This window comes from Acinetobacter sp. C26M (assembly GCF_023702675.1).
Lineage (GTDB): Bacteria > Pseudomonadota > Gammaproteobacteria > Pseudomonadales > Moraxellaceae > Acinetobacter.
On record NZ_CP098478.1, the window covers coordinates 2,781,140 to 2,800,017 of the forward strand.

The window sequence follows — 18,878 nt, forward strand, 5'->3', positions numbered from 1 at the left end:
CTGTAATTACAAGTTAGGCACTTTAATCACATCACCAATACGTAACTGGGTACTTGGTGTTAAATCATTCATTTCTGCCAGCGCACCTGTATCTAAACCATAGCGACTAGCCAAACCAATCAACGTATCGCCACGTTTTACTTTGTATTCACTCACTGTTTTAGGAACTGAAATACTTTGACCACGTTGCAGGCTTGCATTGGCTTTCAGATCATTTAACTCAGCCAGTTCACGACCAGACATCCCCAAACGATTAGCAATACTATTCAAAGACTCACCTGCTTTGACACTATATCTTTCAGTATTACGGCTTGGTGCTGATGTTTTTGGTGTTGTTTTGCTGTTGTCTACCTTTGCGGTTTCAGCTTTCGGCAAATCACCTGTCAATTTAAGCTTTTGACCAATACGAACATTACTGCCACGCGTTAAACCATTTAAACCAGCAATATAATCGAGCTGTAAATTATGACGACTCGCAATATTACCTAAAGTATCACCAGATTTAACCGTATAAACATCAGGTGTAGTTTCTTCTCTCGATTTGCTCGTATTGCTTACAGTGGTTTTTGTAGGCACATCACCCGTCAGTTTCAGACGTTGACCAACACGTACACCTGAGGTTCTTTCCAAGCCATTTAGATCAGCAACATAGCTCAGTTGAAGATTGTACTTAGCTGCAATCGCATTCAAGCTATCACCCGACTGCACGACATATTGATCAGGTACAGTTGAACCTGCTGGAATCTTTAAACTTTGGCCTAAACGTACACCACTATTCGCCTTTAAATTGTTCAGCTCAGCCAACTCGCTCAAGCTAATTTTCGACTTGGTCGCAATACTTGATAAGGTATCGCCACGCTGTACAGTATAACTTTCAGTTTTATAGTTGGTCGCTGCACTTACATTTTCGTATTTAACATTGGTCTTCGTTGGCTCAGGTGTTTCTTGAGTCTGAGAAACTTCATGTAATGGCACATTAATTTTCTGTCCAACGAATAAGCTGCTGCTCGCAGTTAAACCAGAGGTCAAATCAGCCAACTCCTGATTAGATAACGCATAGCGATCGGCAATCAGCTTTAAATATTCGCCACGCTTCACCGTATAGGATTTGGTTGCAACTTTTTGAGTCGTTGTAGCCTTACTGTCAGTCGCACGCACTGTCTGCTGAGTTGTACGAGTGTTATTCTTTGGCTCGATCAATGTTAATTTTTGCCCAACAAACAAACCATCTGTCACAGACAAATTATTATAATCAGCTAACTGTTTCAGACTTAAATCAAAGCGTGAAGCCAAATTAGTTAAGCTATCACCCGACTGCACGACATAACTCTCTGGCTTTTCGGCAGCTTTAGGCGCTTCTGGTTTGGCATCATATAAATATAAACTCGCACCCACAAACAATGTACCATTTGGATCAATCTGGTTCCACTTAGCAACATCACGCCAGTTCACGCCATTTTTTTGCGCAATCACAGCTAAGGTATCGCCAGGCTGTACCACATAGGTGCTGCGCTTGCCTTTCGGTGCAACAACGACAACATCCGTATCGGTTTTAATGTATGGCTTGCCTTGGTTGCGTTTAGCATCTTCACTGTTTGCAGTCGCAGTATCTTCAACCAAATTTTTTGGATAAGAGAAACCTCGGCTCACTTCTTGACCTTTTTCATCGGCAACCGATTGACTGGTTTGAATCGCAGTCAATTTAATTTTGCCATCGAATGGATCAACAATTTCTGTGCCTTTTGGTGCAATCGCCTTAATTTCTGCGACAACCTGATCTTTCTCAGCTTGAGTCGCTTGTGGCTCTAGGACTTGTGCAACAGTTTCTTTTTTACCTTCCTCTCTAATTGCAGCGGTAATTTGCTCACGCTCTTTAGATGAGATCGGTGGCTCAATTTTTACTGGTTTAACATTCGCAGCAGGCGTAATTGCAACAGGGATACGTGGTGCACTTGGCACATCAGCTCCTGCAGCAAATGAAGCCAATGCATCTGAACCTCTAGGTGTATTGACTTTACTGGTACTGATTGAAGACGTTGTTGGGCGTGTTGTATTACTTGCCGTTAAGTTGGGTGGCGTCGATGTCGTAATAGTCTGTCCACTAGTAGTCGTTGTACGAATCGTCGTTGAACTATTCAACGGACTATTATTCATCGCAGGTGGGGTTTTATTGCTTGCCCAGAATCCACCAGAGTTGACCTTACCAGAACGTAATTTTGCATCAATCGAAGGACTCAAATCCGCTGGGATTAGAATCCGCATTGGGCTCATTGGATCAACCATTTCACCACGATATGCTGGATTTAAGGCATACAGCTCAGCTCGGCTTAAACCTGTAATCGATGCAATCTGATTGAGTTCCATTGGCGCAGCTAGACTCACTTCTCGGAAGTGAGGACGGTTTGCAATTGGTGGTAGACTCACACCATAAGCACTTGGGTTTTTAATAATTTGTGCAACTGCTAAGAAACGTGGAACATAGTTCATGGTTTCTTGTGGCAGTTTCAATGACCAATAATCTGTTGGTAAACCTGCCGCACGGTTGCGGTTAATCGCCTGTTGAATACGACCCGGTCCCGCATTATATGCTGCTAATGCCAGTTCCCATGAACCAAACTGGTTATATAAGCTACCAAAGAATTCATACGCTGCACGTGTCGATTCGACGACATCACGACGGCCATCATACAGGCTAGTTTGCTGTAAGCCATAAATTCGACCGGTACTTGGAATGAACTGCCACAGACCAGCAGCAGCTGCACTACTTGTTGCTGCTGGGTCATACGAACTTTCGATAATCGGCAGCAACGCTAATTCTGTTGGCATGCCACGACGTTCAGCTTCTTTTACTGTGTGATATAAATAACGGCTGGCACGCGCGCTTAAACGATCTAAATAGGGTTGACGAGAAATAAACCAGCTACGTTGTGCTTCAATTCGAGAATCCCAATGGTTCAAGTCCATCTTGAATCCAACTGTCATTCGTTTCCACACATCACCGTGTTTCAGAACCAATAAACGGTCACCTTCCACAGCACGCATATCTGTTGCAGAAAGTAAGTCTTCAAGCGAATCTAAACTGCTTGCATCCAGATAACCTGAACCTACTTGTTTAGACGATGAGGTTTTACCTGATTGAGGAGTTGAAGAACAACCCGTAGTGATTCCCAACGCAACGAGAGCAGAAGTGAGTACAGTGATTTTGAATAATGATGTTGCAGATGCTTGCGACACCAATGTGCTCGATTTATACATAAAAACTTCCAGTCAACTCACGCTAGTTTATTTCTTAAGTAGGGTCTATTGATGCTTTAACCATGCATTGCGTTATAGACTAAATCAACTCAAACAAGGCATCGGACAAATACCATGGCTATTTTCTTTGTCAAGTTTCACAACGAAGTTTGGAGAAGTTCAAGCTATGACCTGAGCAACAGCAAAGTACTGTTTTAATCACAGCGCAAGGCAAAACCATTCTGTCATCTGTGAAACGTCAACAGACCTAGCCATTGTAGTAAAGCATGTCACTTAGACAAGGCAATAATTTAACGTGATTTGCATGGAAATGTTACAAGAAATTAAAAAAGATGTGTTTTGTAACGTTCGGAATCAGAATTTAGCTTTACAATACAAGATATAGCTCAAAAATGCTAAAATTCTCGATTCTCTTAAGCTCAATCTAGATTGACTTAAAATATTGTGCTTTTCTTGTTGGATTGCACATACTCAAATTTTTATTCTGCTTATTGTTCAGGTTCAGATATGTCACAAACAATCACTCTTTACGTTGATGGCGCATGCAAAGGTAACCCAGGTCTTGGTGGCTGGGGGGCATATGTCATTACCGAACAAGGTGAGCATAAACTGTTTGGTGGTGAACCCGAGACAACCAACAATCGCATGGAGCTTCAAGCCGCAATCGAAGGCGTTTCATTCTGCCCTGTTGATGCAGATTTAATTATCTGGACTGATTCCAATTATGTCAAACAAGGCATCACCGAGTGGATTCATGGCTGGAAAAAGAAAAACTGGAAAGATGTAAAAAACCCAGATTTATGGCAAAAACTCGATGCCGTCTGTGCCAACCGCAACATCGAATGGAACTGGATTAAAGGTCATGCAGGACATGCAGGCAATGAAATGGCAGACCAATTGGCAAATCAGGGTGCAGAACAAATCGCTCAACAACTAAAATCACCAACACAGGCTAACGCTGATACAAAAAAGCCTGAATCCGACTGGCTCTTAAATGATCCTTTCGGACTTGATATTGATGTGGATACGGATGAAATGATCGAAGAATCAGAGCTTGAAGAAATCGAGGATAATATGGCAGAAAATGAAGTCGCTACTGACGTGATTACAGAAGCACCTTCAGCAAATCAACACCCACATATTGTCATCACTGAAGCCAAAGTTCATCTTCAAGGCCCACGTCAACTGATTCTCGATACCGAGACCACAGGTTTCTATTATCAAGATGGTGACCGTATTATTGAAGTAGGTGCGATTGAGATGATCAACCGCAAACTGACTGGTAGTTCAATCCATATCTATATCAATCCAGAAAAACCCGTTGGTGACTCTGAAAATGTGCATGGTATTAGCGATGACTTTTTAAAAGACAAGCCTAAATATGCTGAAATTTCCAATACTCTATTTGCCTTTTTAGAAGGCGCTGAAATTATCGCGCATAACGCAACCTTCGATATGAACTTCCTTGATATGGAGTTCAAGCGGGTTGGTTTACCTTTACTTTCCGAAGTCTGTGAAGTTACAGATACCTTAGCCCTTGCAAAAAGTAAGCACCCTGGGCAAAAGAACTCTTTAGATGCATTAGTGCGTCGCTACGAAATTCCAGCGCGAGACCGTACCTTCCACGGCGCTTTACTGGATGCTGAAATCTTGGCAGATGTCTACCTTGCCATGACAGGCGGACAAGTTTCCTTTGATATCGATGCACTCTCGCAAACTGCACAAAACCAAAATAAAACGAGCCGTCAACGTGTACAAGTCGATTTAGCTGTAATCGAACCTTCAGAACATGAATTAAATGAACATGAGACCTGGGTCAAACAATTCGAGCAAAAACATGGAGAGCCTTGCCTTTTCGCAAAATAAATTTGCTGACCAATGTTATTTTTTGTATTTCAAGCCTCTAAAGTTAAGTTATATTAAGCCTTAAAGATTTAGACCTCCTTAAAAAGGAGGTCCATGGATATAACAACTTAGGAAAGGTGTAGGTCATATGTCTTACCAAACCTCGATTCATTTCGACCCAACGGCATTATTAATAATAAAAAATGAAATCGACAACTCGATTAAATTGGTAGAAACAGCGGTCAATACCCTTGCCGAAGAACAAGCATTACCTTTCGGGATTGATGATGCGCTGAACCAGTTTGAACAATGTACGCAAGTTCTTGCGTTAATTGATATGCCACATTTATCACAAATTACTCAATATTCTGCTGAGTTGATGCGTAAAATCATGGCTCAACCACAACAGATCCAAACCAGTGATGTGGTTGCGCTCAGCGAAGGCACCACCATGCTGAAGCGTTATATTGAATTCATCTGCTTACGTGAAGTCAAAGTTCCGCAGTTTTTACTCGATACACTCAATCGTTTAGAAAAAGCCCTAGGCAAACCACTGACCAAAGAAGGTCAAACTGTACAGCCATTGCTTGAGTTCATTACACCGAGTTTCAATTTGCCTCAAGCCCCAAGCTTAGAGCAATCACAATATATTCATCAGCTTTATAAATTGTGTTTAAACAAACTTATTAAGCAATCAGAAACACCGCTTGATTTACAAGGAATCAAATTGGTGGGTGTTTATCTGGCTGGTTTAGCAACAGGTCAGCCAAGCCAGCAATATTGGCAACTGGTCAACGTGGGTCTAAGCCATATCAATGAGTTGTCAATTACTGAAGCACGTCTACGGACCTTAATTCAGATTGAAACGAATATTGGTAAGTTCTTAGTACAACCATCAAGCTTTAAAAATACCATTGCAGATCTTGCAGATATTCTATGTATCTGTATCAGTCAGGAAGATGATGTTTCACACCACATTCGTGAACAACTAAATATTGGTGATGAGTTACTGAGTGATACACAGTTACAGGTGTTGAGCCGCCATTTATACGGCCCTGACTATGAAACTGTACATACCATTAGCCAGTTAATGACAGATGAGATGGCTCAAATCCGCAATGAGATTGAATACAACCATCAAAATATGTCAGCTGAAAAAACCCAAGAGCTACAACAGAAATTAACTCAGCTATCAAATGTATTCAAAGTGCTGAATTTAAATGAAGCTGCGAGAGAATTAACGCAACAAGCGGAAAAACTAAGCCAGCCAAATACATTAACCGATGCAACTTCGGTACAACAGTTAATGAACAGCATTTTGGCTTCAATGAATTCGATTGGAATTTTGGAACGCAATTACACTTCTAGCCGCTTACAGCTACGTGTAAATAACATGCAGATCTCGCTTGATCGCTTAGATGAAGCACATAAAGCATTACTGACTGAAACCAAAACCCTGATTGATACTTTAACGCAAACCTTGAGCCTCTATGTGCAAGATCCTACAGCACATAACTTAGAAGCATTGCCAGTGTATCTGAAAGAGCTTTCTGGTGCTGCCCTGTTCTTGGGTAGTTCAGCACAACAAACTGCTTTATTAGGTGCAGCGCACTTTGCGGAATCTCGCTTGACACAAAATCAACCTCTCGATGCCGAACAAATTAATTGCATCTTAAATGTTGTTGCAGGTTTGGATTTACTGGTTGAGAACTTGAAGAACAAGCAACCTGTATTGCAATCTATGTTTGATGTGGCATTATCAAACAGTCAGCAATTACAAACTATAGCCGCATAATGACTCAACTATCACTTGCTTATATTTTTCAACACCAAAAACTGTTAGTCGACCAAAACCTTCAACTTCCCCAAGTTGAGAAATTAGCAAGTGACTTACCGCTCCATCATAATGATCACGTCATCGCACGTGATCTGCTTGAGAATGAATCTATTCCTGAAGGCTATCAATTAGTCCCTATTCGGGAATTGATTCAGTCTTGGTCGAGCAGCGACTTCCTACAAGCCAGTCGAGCAGTTCAATTACTAGAATGGCGACGCAACCACAAATTCTGTAGTCATTGTGGGCATGCCACTGAAATTCATCCTAAAGAATATGCCATGGTGTGTCCTGCCTGTGCTTATCATCAATATCCTCGCGTACAGCCTTGTATCATTACCATTATTACCAAAGGTAAAGATGAAGTTCTATTGGCAAAATCTGCACACAATAAAAGCAATATGTACGGGTTAATTGCTGGTTTTGTTGAGGTGGGTGAAACTTTAGAAGAAGCCGTGCAACGCGAGGCATTTGAAGAGGTTGGGCTCAAACTCAAAAATATTCGTTATATGTCGAGTCAGCCATGGCCATTCCCAAGTAATCTTATGATAGCCTTCCATGCTGAATATGATTCAGGTGAAATTCAGCTACAACTCGAAGAGATCAGTGAAGCCCAATTCTTTAAGTTCGATCAACTTCCTGAAATTCCATTCAAAGGTAGTATTGCACATAGCATGATCATGCAAATGATTGAAAGCAATAAAGTGGCTTAAACTAAAAGCTCTTATGTTAAGAGATGGACATTGATCAGTACAGTTCTTGAATATTTTCAATAATCGTTTGTATATGCTGTGAATCAAGTACTAATCCTGTTGATAACTGTTTCAAGGTGCTACGGACTTGTTGATCAGACCATTGTCTGTAAAACATGATCCGTAGCGACTGCTGAATGACCCAAGCTTTCGATTGCTTATCCAGAAGTTCCGAAATACTCAATAGCTGCAATGAAATCGACTCTAGTTCTCTCTTAGACACTGTATTGAGTATATTCTCAACTAACTTCTGCTGCGCTCTAGGATAATGACTAAATAATTGCTGTATAACAGGGTAAAAAGCTATATCACATTGACCATGGTCGTTTCGTATTAAAAAATGAAATAGATTTGCTAATGTTGCAGCGACAACTTCTTGTGGAAATATCTCCGAATCAAGTGGTTGTGCCTGTAATGTTAAAATGGGTTGAGAATTATCATGATTTACCAACGTTTTAGCCCATTTTTTTAGCTGATTATTCCCACTTTTATACCCCATCCTACTGCTCCTAACGGCTGCTGAGAAAGAAATATTTTTTGTAATTACACTTTTTCACACATCTTTTTTTCATATCAAATCCATCTCTAATCATTTGATTCTTTTCATGACTTACAACTCATACTTGGCATTTTTAATGCTTTACGCCACACAACCTTTGTACCTGTTTTGGGTAATCAAGCCAATTTACCATAAATAGGTACAATGACAAGTAGTATCCATACCAATGAAATGAACATTTTGTGCCAATGGCTTAAAAGTCAGCGCAAAATACAGAACTTAACTATGCGTGAATTAGCAATACGCATGGATAAACCGCACTCGTATGTACAAAAAGTAGAGCAAGGCGAACGTCGTTTAGATGTGGTGGAATATATCTGGTATTGCGATGCACTAAGAATCGATCCACAAACAGGTATTCATCTGATCGTTGAAGCGATGCAATTCAATGTGGAAAATAGATAAAATCTTGAAATAAAAAAGGATATCTAAAGTTCTTAGATATCCTTGTTAAATGATTTTTAAATTTATTTTAAGGCTCTAAGGCTTCATCTAAAAAGTGCAGGATCGTCCGCTTAGTTTTGAAATAATGGCTCATTAGACTTGCAAGTGTTGCCACAATGGTAATATGTCCCGTCTTTGGAATCACAGCAATGTGACTGTGATTCCCCTTCTCTCTTAATGCTTTATCCAGATCAAAACTGTTTTCTTTACCGACCACCTGATCTTGCTCAGCCATTAGCAAATAATGCTTAATCTGATTCGGCTCTATAAAATAATAAGGCATCACTTGTTGGTACGATACTTTCTGATCAAAAGCATGCTCTGCCAACGGATCGCCCTTATAATCAAAATGGTAGGGACCAGCCATTCCCACAATTGCCCGAATCTTATCTTTATACTTAAAGTTTTGTGAATAAGCTGAATACACCACAGACATCACATTAAAAGCACCCGCAGAATGCCCCATCAGAATGATATTATCGGTGGAAATATTCAATTTATCTTGATTTTGACTTAAATAATGAATCGCCTGGGCAATATCATCGATAAACGTTGGGAAAATATGTTCCGGTGCAAGATGGTAATTAATGACCGCAACATCATAACCGTCACGTGCAAAGCTCTCACCAACAAATAAATAGTCACGTTTATTACCATGCTGCCAAGAGCCGCCATGCACAAACACAATCAGTGGTCTTTGCTTTTTAGGATTCTTAGTCCGATAGAGATCCAAACGCTGTCTTGCTTTCAATCCATAAGCAAGATGCTCTTCCTTCTCAAAGCTATCTTTAGGCGTCAGGTAATTAATCGAATAACTAGCAAAATCGTAAAGGCGAAACTCTTGATAAAGGGTTTTCGCCTTGATTACATTTTCTTGTACTTGTTGAATAAGTTGCTTCATAAATTAAGGATTAGTTGGAGTAATGGTTGCAGGTTCCGCCTGATCAGGATCAATTGCAACTGGCGTTTCAACTAAAGGCTGTGTAGTCGCAGTACCCACCATTGGTGTTGCTGCCGTCGAACTAGCTACAGTACCTGAAGGTTGATCCGTATTGTCAATGAGCGTGACAATTTTACTCACATTACCAACTTTTTGTAAGACGTCATCTAAATCTCTTGATTCAGCTGTATTTAAACGTCCCATCACATACAACACACCATTTTCAGTATGTACAAGAACTTTACTGTCAGAAACAACAGGTGCTTTCATCAACAGACCACGGGTATTCGCCGTAACTGTTGCATCTTGCATGATGGTGTTATAACCGACCTTATCACCCACCGTAATGTAGTTATGTACGGCTTTAACATCTGACATTGAACGTAAGTTATCTTCAGCCAGTTGTTTTAAATATGGATCAGGGACTTGTCCTGTCAATAACACATTGCTGTGAAAACTTTCAATGTTGATACGTGACTGTTTAAAGCGGTGATCTAATTTATACAAATTAATATTTGCAGTACGCTTGATCGAAGAATCAATAAAAATCTGCCCAAGACTACGTTCACCACTGTTCGTGCCAACGGGTGAACTTCCTGTGCCACCAGAAATAAAACTAGCACATCCCGATAAACTTGCAGCGCAAAGCAACGTAATCGATAAACGTTTTAACACTTGGCAAGACTCCCTATCTACAAACAAATTTGTTCAATTTTCAATATTTAGCTTTAGATGAGACGTATAGATCAATCTAAAGTAAATGCGTGTTCAATCCATTGCTGATCATACTGCAATTTTGAAAAATCTGGTTGTACTGTTTTTGCAATTTTCTGTGGAAAATCAAAACAAATCACATCAAAACGACAATCAAAGTCATCATAATGTGGAGATTTCTGTAAAAATAATTGTGCAGTCTTAATGATTTTACCTTGCTGAGCAAGTGAAATCACTTCACAGGCTTCCGCATAACTTCCTTTCGATCTGGCTTTGACTTCGACAAAAACCAGCTCTCTATCTCGCTCAACGATTAAGTCAATTTCCCCATAACGTGAATGATAATTCCGCGCTACACATCGATATTGTTGCGACTGTAAAAGTGCAAGCGCAGTCTGTTCAGCCCATTGCCCTAAATCATGTATTTGCTGTGACATACCTGTCCAATTTTATTTCAATGCTTGAATGCCCTTTTTCTGCTGTTGATAGCAATAAGGTTGGCGATAGACTTTCCCGTCTTTCACATTAATTGCCCCTGTTCGACCCTCAAACGAAAAATGACGATCTGGGCTATTTAAAAATTGCTGACTAATACTCCATGCATCACCACCAAAGGCTAATAAACGCTGGAACGCCATATTTTCTGGTTGTTCTTTATATGCAGCAACGAGGTCTGCCCATTGTCCGTTATATAAAGCTGGTGTATCACAAAAACTGAGTCCCATCGGAATAGTCTTATCTTGTTCAATACTCAGTGCAGTAGCATAAATATTTTTTTCAGGTAATGGTCCAAGTTGCTCTAACCACGGCTGATCGCCCAGCAATAATAATCCTTGTTTACGAGCAAGTTTTTTTGGCAGCTCATTAACTACATGAATATCTGAGCCAAACTCAGACATCAGTGCCATCATAAATAGTTCCGTTGCTGCTTCAGTTCCAGCTTGGCGCAACACCAATAGGTTCTTAATTTTATCTTTCTTCAAGAGTTGAGTTAATGCAGCAGCATCATGTTGTTTTGCCAAACTAAATTGCCATACATTGGTGGCCTGACTATTCACATCGTTCAGTGCAAGTACAGGTATTGCTGGATTTTGTTGCATTACACTTTCAATTTCAGGTCTGGCCAGCGGTCCAACAATCAGTCGAGTTTTGTTATTCACTCTTTTCTTGAAAATGGTATCGATGTTGTTTTTAGCTGAATCTACAAAAATGATTTTTTCTTTACTACCAGATGCTGTATAAGCACTCAAGAAACCACGTTTGATGCTCTGACCAGCTCGCGCCATCGTACCAGATTCGGGTAGAATCACCAGTACGTCCGCATAAACTGGACTTACACATGCTGCCAAACACAATAGCAGCCAATATTTTTTGTAATACATTAGGGAGTTACCTTTTATGAGTGCTCAATTATTTGTTGTAGCAACCCCGATTGGGCACTTAGATGATATGACCTTTCGCGCAATTGATATTTTAAAATCCGTATCGGTGGTTGCCGCAGAAGACACTCGTCAATCTGCTCAATTATTCAAGCACTATAATATCGCAACTCCACTCACAGCGTGTCATGATCACAACGAAAGTAACAAAATTGATCAACTTCTCCAAAAAATGCTAAAGGGTGAGAGTGTTGCCTTAATCAGTGATGCGGGTACTCCCCTGATTAGTGACCCAGGTTTTAAACTGGTTCGTGCCGCTCAAGAACATGGTATCCGTGTGATTCCAGTGCCTGGTGCTTGTGCAGCAATTGCGGCATTGAGTGCCGTTGGCCTGCCAAGTGATCGTTTTAGTTTTGAGGGATTTTTACCTTCAAAATCATCGCAACGAATTAGCCAGCTTGAAAAATTGAAAGATGAAACACAAACACTTATTTTCTATGAAGCACCACATCGTATTCTAGCGAGCATCCAAGATATGGCTCAGGTTTTTGGTGAAGACCGACCTGTTGGCTTCGCCCGTGAAATTACCAAGACCTTTGAGACCATTAAGAAGATGACCTTAAAGGAATTAGTTACTTTTATAGAAAATGATCACAATCAAGAAAAGGGTGAAATTGTGGTCGTGGTTGGTGGCGCATCTGCGGAAAAAGATATGGAACAGGATAAATTGGATGAGTTGTTAAAACGCTTATTACAGGATTTATCGGTAAAAGCAGCATCACAACTGGCTGCTGATTTGACTGGTATTAAAAAGAAAGTAGCGTACCAACGTGCTTTGGAACTCACCCAACAAGATCAATAAAGTATAAAGGGAGATCAAAAATCTCCCTTTATCATCTGAATCTTCAATAACAAGAATGTGCCTTAGGCCTTGGTCATGATATTCGCTTGATCTACTTTTCTTTCCATTCTCGCCTGCTTAATCACAGCCCAACCAGAAGAAACACCGAGATACGCAATAATAAAAGCCACGAATAAATCAGGGAACATGGTTCCAGTGCCTAACACACCAACAGCAGCAATGATGATCGCAATATTGGCAATCGCATCGTTGCGACTGCATAACCAGACCGAACGCATATTGGCGTCGCCATCACGAAATGCATAGAGCATCAGTGCAGAGATAACATTAACAGCCAATGCCAGTACACCAATCGCCCCCATGAGCATGGGTTCAGGTGTTAGCCCTAACCACCACGACCAGAATACTTTAACAATCACAAAAATACCAAATGCAGCCATGGTCATCCCTTTCAGTAAAGCTGCTGTCGCACGCCAATATAACGTCATGGATAACACAGCTAAAGAAATTGCATAGTTCGCCGCATCACCAGCAAAATCCAATGCATCTGCCCACAATGACACAGATCTTGCTTGTGATCCCCCTATAATTTCGACAAAAAACATCAATGCATTTAGAACCAGTGCGATCCACAGTGCTTTTCTAAATTTTGGACTAATTTGTTTTGCTGGGGCACATGCCGTATTGCATCCACATCCTGCCATGACTTTTCTCACATAATCTTTTATAGTGATTTAAAACCCTAGAGTAACTCCAGAGTCAAGCATGATCAGTTTTAGCATTGGACAGTTGGCAAAAAAATCAGGTGTATCTGTGGATACGATTCGGTATTACGAAAAAATTGGGCTGCTAGAAAAAGCCCAACGAACAGCAGGAAATTACCGTCATTATTCGGAACAGATGCTTTCAGAATTGTTATTTTTAAAGCATTGTCGAGAACTCGGTATCACCATACAAGATATCCAAAAGCTTAAGGGTTTAGCAGAAGATCCAAATCAAACTTGTATGCAAGTCGATCACCTGATTGATCAATATCTTGCTGAGGTTTCTCAGAAGATTAAAAATCTAGAACATCTGAAACAGGATTTAATCCATTTAAAACAGCAATGCTCTCAACACCGTACCATAGAGCAATGTGGCATTTTAAAAGAGCTACACCAGCCACTCGAATGTGAGCATGAATCACATCACCATAAAAAAGCACCACAATCGTGATGCTTTTATGCCCTTTCAGACTTAATCTTGATGCTCGTCTGGCGGAACTTCAGTAATACGTCCACCACGCGCTAGAAACGCAGCAACTTCATCTTCTAAAGCTTGGCGTTGTTTCTGCTTGGCGGTTACCGTTAATGTTTCCGCTTCAGCAAGATCAGCATCATTAGCAGCCGATTCTTCACTATCCGCACCACTTTCTGCTGCTTTCGCCTCTTCGTCGTCTACAGCAGAGTCTTCTGTATTTTCGTCGTAATCATTCATTTCTGTCATCTTCATCTCCCCACAATGACTAAACTCTCATCATCGCTATTTGGCCATCAGAACTAGGTGGAATTTAGCAAGCTCTTCACATTTAGCAAAGCACAATATTGATTAAAACGTACTTTTTATGACCAAATTCACTCTGATTTATAAATGATTGTTTAAAAAATATCTACTATTTTTTAGCAAACATAGCGTGTCTGTTTTAAAGCACTCAGACCATTGGCCTGTTGCATAAAGCGATCTTTAAACCAGTCGAACTGTTCAACCTGTTTTAGACCAAAATTTCGCGCCCAAACAAAAGGAAATAGCTCTGAACTTTCTAACCATCCAATTGCAGACATACTATGCATCATGGCATCGTTCTGCCCCTTACGTTGATGTTCATAACGCAATAAGGTTTGATCGTTCGCCCACGCACCACGGTTTAAATCATGCAGTAATACATCACACAATACAGCTGCATCAAGGCAACCAATATTCACACCTTGCCCAGCCAAAGGATGAATCACATGTGCAGCATCACCGATCAATGCTAAGCCTGATTTGATATAGCGTTGCGCTGCACGTGCTTTTAATGGGAATTGTGCTCTGGAACGGACCTCTACTACTTCACCCAACATATGTAGGCTTTCTTGCGTCAAGAGTTGCATAAATGCTTGATCACTGAGTGCCGAATATTCATCTGCATAATCATCAGGTAAGGTCCAAACAATCGATTGCCAATAACCGTTTTCTTGTGGATCAAGACTCGCCATCGGCAAATAAGCTAATGGTCCTGTTGGCAAGAAAATCTGTCGCGCCACATATTGATTTGGTTGCGTAGTTTTAATCGCACAGCTGATCGCGGCCTGCTTATAGTCTAGTACATCTAAATCGATGTAAGCCTGCTCACGCACAAAAGAATTCGCGCCATCCGCACCAATCAGCAACTTGGTTTTTAATGTTGTACCATCCGCCAATTGAATTGACCAACCTTGTGGAATTTGTTCGATCCGAATGACTTTGACTTGGGTGCGATAGTCTTTAAGTTGTTGCAGCATTTTTTGTTGAATCGCAACATTCAAAACACTTGGCTCGACCATTGAACCTAAAGCCTGATCTGATTGAGGTTGCTGTTCAGATGCATGGCCAAAATTAATTTCACCATAGCCATTTTTATTCCAGACTTGCATGCCTGAATATGGCATCTGGCGTGCTAAATCATCCCAGACATCTACTGTTTTGAGTAAATGAATAGTCGCTTGACTGAGTGCCAATACACGTGGATTCATCACAGCCAAAGTTTTGTCCTGATCAAGTACAGGTGCAGCATCTAGTACTGTCGCCTGCACCCCACCTTGCGCGAGTAACAAAGCCGTTAAACCGCCAACTAGACCACCACCAACAATGACGACATCTAAGATTTCACTCATGCTTTTAGCCCCATTGCATAATTGGCAACCAAAGGCTTAACACCCGGAATCACATCAAAAGCAATCAGCCCCGTATTGCGCAATAATTTGAGGATTGGATTTTGATTACTAAAACCACGTACCACCGAATCACAGAACTTAATTACACGCTGCTGATCTTTTAAACGGGATTGCTCATAGGCCAGTAAATTTTCAGGTGCGCCAATATCATCTGACTTAGCCAGTTGCTCCATCAGAAAACGAACCAACACATCTGCATCACGCAAACACAGGTTAAAACCTTGTCCTGCCACAGGATGAATGGTATGTGCCGCATTGCCCATCAGTACTACACGCCCAACGGCTTGCTTATCGGCCAAGACTTGTGACAATGGATAGCTAAAACGCTTGCCCGTTTTTTCAAATTTCCCTGCTCGATCACCATAAGTTTCCTGTAAGGCATCAAGGAAATGTTGATCATTTTCTTCACCTAACCATTCTGCTTCAGTACCCTTTTTTACAGGCCAAACCACTGAGCGACGGTATTCACCCGGTAAAGGCAATAGAGCTAATGGTCCCAACGCACTAAAACGCTCAAAACCAACATGCTGGTGCGGTTTAGACGTCTGTACGGTCGTAACGATCGCCACTTGGTCATAATCATGTTCATCCACACCTACCCCAATCGCTTGGCGGCAGAATGAATCACGACCATCAGCTGCAATCACTAACTTAGACTTTAAGGAATGGATATATTCACCATTACGCATCGCTTCAATTTGTACCTGATCTGCATCTTGCGTCAATGAAGTTACTTGCACACCATCAATCAATTCAATCAATGGCTGTTGACGAACTTGAGTCAATAATACGCGGCCAAGCCAAGCATTCTCAATGACCTGTCCAAAGCTTTCTACTTTTTCTTGCTCTGCAACTAAGCGAGCCTTACCAAAACTTCCCTGCTCAGTAATATGTACTTGCAGAATTGGGGTAGCATGTTGCTGTAAAGCTTCCCATAAGTCTAATTTTTGGTAAATCTGTACGCTACGACGAGACAATGCGGTATTACGCGCATCAAAACTCGAATGATAAGGTGCAACATTTTCATCATCAAAATTCGGATATTTCACAGCTTCTAATAACTTTACTGCGATATTAGATTTTGCCAACATTAAAGCAAGGCTGAGTCCAACCATACCTCCACCGACAATGATGACTTGTTGCTGCATAATATTATTCCTTATCAATTTTTCATGACTTGATGTTTCGGGACTATCTTACTCTAACTTAAATCAGGAAGGGAATTTGTACTTTGTTTGGTCTATGTTTTTATATCAATAAGATGCATTAAAAGTGGTTATTGTTAGAGCCATTAATAATTAAAAAAACACCCCATCAAAAGACGTTCTTTTGATCATACTTAGCAATTTTATTCAGACAATCCATTGATAATAGATTCTCTATAAGACTGATCTTTTTCATTCCAATATACAAAGCCATGTTTTAGATCAAGATTGAAAAAGGATTCATGATAATCTTTATCTAAATCATATTGTTCTTCATCATCTCGACCGAAAATTTTTATTCCTATTTGTTCTTCTCGCATGTTCAAGCGACCTTGATGAAGAGCAATAGCTGTGAATGACTCTACTTCACGCATCTTGTATTGTTTAGTGAACGGCAACTGGTAAAGGTGACTTAAGCTATTTAATAAATTATCACTCTCTCTACCCGACCGAGATAAAATGACTCCTCGATGATAAACATGTTCTTTAATAATATGCATTTCATGATCAATACCGCCTTCCATGCTTTTAACTACTTCAGCATTTAGCCCTAGGTACTCCCCATTCAATGAGCTGAGCATATGAAATTGATAACTTGATTCAGTTTCAATCAAATTATCTATCCGAAAGACACAATCAATAAACCCATCCTCACTAAACTGAGTCAGATAGGGTCTTCCTTCTAAATCCATCTTCATATTTTTTACCTTGTCTCACCATGCGTTATACAGGTGAGACATAAAAAATAAACAAGCTAATAAAATGAGGAATTAATTAATGACTTGCCATCAAGCTTTCAATATCTTCAACGGTTTTCACCACATTCTTGGTTAGAACTAATGGTCCATTTTCCGTCACAACAATATCATCTTCGATACGAATACCAATGCCACGCCATTTTGCATCGACAGTTTCGTCATCAGGTGCAACATATAAACCAGGTTCAACAGTGACCACCATGCCTGCTTCATAAGCACGCCAGTCTTCGCCAGTCTTGTACGCACCAACATCATGTACATCCATACCGAGCCAATGACCTGTACCATGCATAAAGAATTGACGGAAGGCTTCACTTTCAACCAACTCATCAACATCGCCACTAATCAAACCAAGATCAACTAAACCTTGGGTTAAGATTTTCACTGCAACTTGATGTGGGTATTTATAGTGATTGCCAATACGTGTCGCATCAATTGCAGCAAGCTGCGCATCTAACACAATATTATATAAAGCCTTCTGTTCAGGACTAAACTTACCATTGACAGGGAATGTACGCGTAATATCAGACGCATAGAATTCATATTCACACGCTGCATCAATCAGCACTAAATCACCATCTTTGAGTGGTTTGTTATTTTCAACATAATGCAAAATACAGGCATTTTCACCGCCACCGACAATACTGTTATACGACGGTACACAGCCGTTTTTCCCAAAGATATAATTAAGTTCTGCTTCCAGTGTATACTCCATCATATTCGGTTTAACGGTTTGCATGGCACGGGTATGTGCTTCGGCACTGATATTCGAGGCGATCTGCATCAACTCAATTTCTTGTGCCGATTTTTTCAGGCGCATTTCATCAACAATACGATCAAGCTGAATCAACTCAGCAGGTGCCGCACTACCACGACGTTGTTCTGCATCCGCCTTTTGAATCCACTGACTAACACGTGCATCAAACTCTGCTTGTTGTCCAATACGATAATAAAGACGTTGTTTATTTAATAATTTTTCGATGATTTCTTCATCTAACAAGTCAATCGCATAAGCTTCATCTGCATCATAAATTTCAATCGCGCCATCAATACCTGCACGATAGCCATGCCAAATTTCCATTTCACGATCACGTTCGCGGCAGAACAAACTGTAGCTATACTCCTCACCTTCTTCAAAGGTTTCGATAACAGCAACTGCTTCTGGCTCTGCAAATCCAGTGAGATAATAAAAACTGCTGTCGGCACGATATTTATAATCAGCATCGCGATTACGATACATTTCTGCTCGTGTCGCAATAATTGCAATGCTATTGCTACCTATTTTTTTAGCGAGAAGATCACGACGTTGTTTAAAATCGGCTTGACTTAATTTCATATTGTCCTTCTGATGAAGATGAATGATTGTAAGTATCTTTATTT

At 40.5% G+C, this 18,878-nt stretch carries 18 protein-coding genes; 6 read left to right on the forward strand and 12 right to left on the reverse strand.

The features are described from left to right. Positions 1 to 6 precede the first annotated feature (6 nt). Entirely contained in the window at positions 7 to 3,255 is a 3,249-nt protein-coding gene (locus NDN11_RS12805) for a LysM peptidoglycan-binding domain-containing protein (protein WP_251109855.1), read from the reverse strand. Between the two features lie 507 nt (positions 3,256 to 3,762). Here NDN11_RS12805 and dnaQ point away from each other — a divergent pair. The 3 genes from dnaQ to nudC all read left to right on the forward strand — a co-directional run bounded on the left by dnaQ (position 3,763) and on the right by nudC (position 7,647). Continuing rightward, positions 3,763 to 5,121, forward strand: a complete 1,359-nt coding sequence (gene dnaQ / locus NDN11_RS12810) for a DNA polymerase III subunit epsilon (protein WP_251109856.1) — start codon at positions 3,763 to 3,765, stop codon at positions 5,119 to 5,121. Between the two features lie 127 nt (positions 5,122 to 5,248). Continuing rightward, the gene (locus NDN11_RS12815) at positions 5,249 to 6,895 is read left to right on the forward strand and encodes a chemotaxis protein (protein ID WP_167248911.1); all 1,647 of its coding nucleotides are present in this window, start codon (positions 5,249 to 5,251) and stop codon (positions 6,893 to 6,895) included. Further along, positions 6,895 to 7,647, forward strand: coding sequence for an NAD(+) diphosphatase (gene nudC, locus NDN11_RS12820; RefSeq protein ID WP_251109857.1), 753 nt, complete (start codon positions 6,895 to 6,897; stop codon positions 7,645 to 7,647). The genes NDN11_RS12815 and nudC overlap by 1 nt, the downstream gene beginning before the upstream one ends. Before the next feature lie 34 nt (positions 7,648 to 7,681). Here the strand turns inward: nudC and NDN11_RS12825 are convergent, their stop codons facing one another. Next, positions 7,682 to 8,185 carry a hypothetical protein gene (locus NDN11_RS12825; RefSeq protein ID WP_251109858.1) on the reverse strand — a complete coding sequence of 168 codons (504 nt, stop codon included), beginning with the start codon at positions 8,183 to 8,185 and terminating at the stop codon, positions 7,682 to 7,684. A gap of 204 nt (positions 8,186 to 8,389) precedes the next feature. On the opposite strand from NDN11_RS12825, the gene NDN11_RS12830 reads away from it, so the two are divergent. Next, complete coding sequence (locus NDN11_RS12830) at positions 8,390 to 8,650, forward strand: helix-turn-helix domain-containing protein (protein ID WP_167248903.1); 261 nt, start codon at positions 8,390 to 8,392, stop codon at positions 8,648 to 8,650. 67 nt (positions 8,651 to 8,717) lie between these two features. Here NDN11_RS12830 and NDN11_RS12835 read toward each other — a convergent pair whose 3' ends face one another. The 4 genes from NDN11_RS12835 to NDN11_RS12850 all read right to left on the reverse strand — a co-directional run bounded on the left by NDN11_RS12835 (position 8,718) and on the right by NDN11_RS12850 (position 11,725). Continuing rightward, positions 8,718 to 9,590 (reverse strand): alpha/beta hydrolase, encoded by an 873-nt coding sequence (locus tag NDN11_RS12835; protein WP_167248901.1) that lies wholly within the window; start codon positions 9,588 to 9,590, stop codon positions 8,718 to 8,720. Between the two features lie 3 nt (positions 9,591 to 9,593). Continuing rightward, positions 9,594 to 10,304 carry a BON domain-containing protein gene (locus NDN11_RS12840; RefSeq protein WP_167248899.1) on the reverse strand — a complete coding sequence of 237 codons (711 nt, stop codon included), beginning with the start codon at positions 10,302 to 10,304 and terminating at the stop codon, positions 9,594 to 9,596. A 71-nt stretch (positions 10,305 to 10,375) separates the two neighbouring features. Beyond that, positions 10,376 to 10,780 (reverse strand): YraN family protein, encoded by a 405-nt coding sequence (locus tag NDN11_RS12845; protein ID WP_167248897.1) that lies wholly within the window; start codon positions 10,778 to 10,780, stop codon positions 10,376 to 10,378. A gap of 12 nt (positions 10,781 to 10,792) precedes the next feature. After that, complete coding sequence (locus NDN11_RS12850; protein WP_251109859.1) at positions 10,793 to 11,725, reverse strand: penicillin-binding protein activator; 933 nt, start codon at positions 11,723 to 11,725, stop codon at positions 10,793 to 10,795. Between the two features lie 16 nt (positions 11,726 to 11,741). Here NDN11_RS12850 and rsmI point away from each other — a divergent pair, with 16 nt between their 5' ends. Beyond that, entirely contained in the window at positions 11,742 to 12,584 is an 843-nt protein-coding gene (gene rsmI, locus NDN11_RS12855; protein WP_167248893.1) for a 16S rRNA (cytidine(1402)-2'-O)-methyltransferase, read from the forward strand. 62 nt (positions 12,585 to 12,646) lie between these two features. Here rsmI and NDN11_RS12860 read toward each other — a convergent pair whose 3' ends face one another. Next, positions 12,647 to 13,288 (reverse strand): cation efflux transmembrane domain-containing protein, encoded by a 642-nt coding sequence (locus NDN11_RS12860; RefSeq protein WP_251109860.1) that lies wholly within the window; start codon positions 13,286 to 13,288, stop codon positions 12,647 to 12,649. Between the two features lie 61 nt (positions 13,289 to 13,349). On the opposite strand from NDN11_RS12860, the gene NDN11_RS12865 reads away from it, so the two are divergent. Next, positions 13,350 to 13,799: a MerR family transcriptional regulator gene (locus tag NDN11_RS12865; protein ID WP_167248889.1), complete on the forward strand. Its 450-nt coding sequence runs from the start codon at positions 13,350 to 13,352 to the stop codon at positions 13,797 to 13,799. A 21-nt stretch (positions 13,800 to 13,820) separates the two neighbouring features. Here NDN11_RS12865 and NDN11_RS12870 read toward each other — a convergent pair whose 3' ends face one another. From NDN11_RS12870 to pepP, 5 genes are all read right to left on the reverse strand, one after another. Continuing rightward, on the reverse strand, positions 13,821 to 14,069 hold the full coding sequence (locus NDN11_RS12870; protein WP_167248887.1) for a hypothetical protein: 249 nt from the start codon (positions 14,067 to 14,069) through the stop codon (positions 13,821 to 13,823). A 173-nt stretch (positions 14,070 to 14,242) separates the two neighbouring features. Beyond that, a complete protein-coding gene (locus tag NDN11_RS12875; RefSeq protein WP_251109861.1) occupies positions 14,243 to 15,475 on the reverse strand; it encodes an FAD-dependent monooxygenase in 1,233 nt (410 codons plus the stop codon). Next, the gene (ubiH, locus tag NDN11_RS12880; protein ID WP_251109862.1) at positions 15,472 to 16,683 is read right to left on the reverse strand and encodes a 2-octaprenyl-6-methoxyphenyl hydroxylase; all 1,212 of its coding nucleotides are present in this window, start codon (positions 16,681 to 16,683) and stop codon (positions 15,472 to 15,474) included. Before ubiH ends, NDN11_RS12875 begins: the two co-directional genes overlap by 4 nt. 200 nt (positions 16,684 to 16,883) lie before the next feature. Then, positions 16,884 to 17,438, reverse strand: coding sequence for a hypothetical protein (locus NDN11_RS12885; RefSeq protein WP_251109863.1), 555 nt, complete (start codon positions 17,436 to 17,438; stop codon positions 16,884 to 16,886). A 76-nt stretch (positions 17,439 to 17,514) separates the two neighbouring features. Then, on the reverse strand, positions 17,515 to 18,834 hold the full coding sequence (gene pepP, locus NDN11_RS12890) for a Xaa-Pro aminopeptidase (protein ID WP_251109864.1): 1,320 nt from the start codon (positions 18,832 to 18,834) through the stop codon (positions 17,515 to 17,517). Positions 18,835 to 18,878 lie beyond the last annotated feature (44 nt).

Bases quoted from the DNA above. Each gene is read 5' to 3' on its own strand.
- NDN11_RS12870 (WP_167248887.1), bottom strand. From the start codon at position 14,069: ATGACAGAAATGAATGATTACGACGAAAATACAGAAGACTCTGCTGTA.
- NDN11_RS12825 (WP_251109858.1), bottom strand. From the start codon at position 8,185: ATGGGGTATAAAAGTGGGAATAATCAGCTAAAAAAATGGGCTAAAACG.
- dnaQ (WP_251109856.1), top strand. From the start codon at position 3,763: ATGTCACAAACAATCACTCTTTACGTTGATGGCGCATGCAAAGGTAAC.
- NDN11_RS12885 (WP_251109863.1), bottom strand. From the start codon at position 17,438: ATGAAGATGGATTTAGAAGGAAGACCCTATCTGACTCAGTTTAGTGAG.
- rsmI (WP_167248893.1), top strand. From the start codon at position 11,742: ATGAGTGCTCAATTATTTGTTGTAGCAACCCCGATTGGGCACTTAGAT.
- NDN11_RS12850 (WP_251109859.1), bottom strand. From the start codon at position 11,725: ATGTATTACAAAAAATATTGGCTGCTATTGTGTTTGGCAGCATGTGTA.
- NDN11_RS12835 (WP_167248901.1), bottom strand. From the start codon at position 9,590: ATGAAGCAACTTATTCAACAAGTACAAGAAAATGTAATCAAGGCGAAA.
- NDN11_RS12845 (WP_167248897.1), bottom strand. From the start codon at position 10,780: ATGTCACAGCAAATACATGATTTAGGGCAATGGGCTGAACAGACTGCG.
- NDN11_RS12860 (WP_251109860.1), bottom strand. From the start codon at position 13,288: ATGGCAGGATGTGGATGCAATACGGCATGTGCCCCAGCAAAACAAATT.
- NDN11_RS12815 (WP_167248911.1), top strand. From the start codon at position 5,249: ATGTCTTACCAAACCTCGATTCATTTCGACCCAACGGCATTATTAATA.
- nudC (WP_251109857.1), top strand. From the start codon at position 6,895: ATGACTCAACTATCACTTGCTTATATTTTTCAACACCAAAAACTGTTA.
- NDN11_RS12875 (WP_251109861.1), bottom strand. From the start codon at position 15,475: ATGAGTGAAATCTTAGATGTCGTCATTGTTGGTGGTGGTCTAGTTGGC.
- ubiH (WP_251109862.1), bottom strand. From the start codon at position 16,683: ATGCAGCAACAAGTCATCATTGTCGGTGGAGGTATGGTTGGACTCAGC.
- NDN11_RS12805 (WP_251109855.1), bottom strand. From the start codon at position 3,255: ATGTATAAATCGAGCACATTGGTGTCGCAAGCATCTGCAACATCATTA.
- pepP (WP_251109864.1), bottom strand. From the start codon at position 18,834: ATGAAATTAAGTCAAGCCGATTTTAAACAACGTCGTGATCTTCTCGCT.
- NDN11_RS12865 (WP_167248889.1), top strand. From the start codon at position 13,350: ATGATCAGTTTTAGCATTGGACAGTTGGCAAAAAAATCAGGTGTATCT.
- NDN11_RS12830 (WP_167248903.1), top strand. From the start codon at position 8,390: ATGACAAGTAGTATCCATACCAATGAAATGAACATTTTGTGCCAATGG.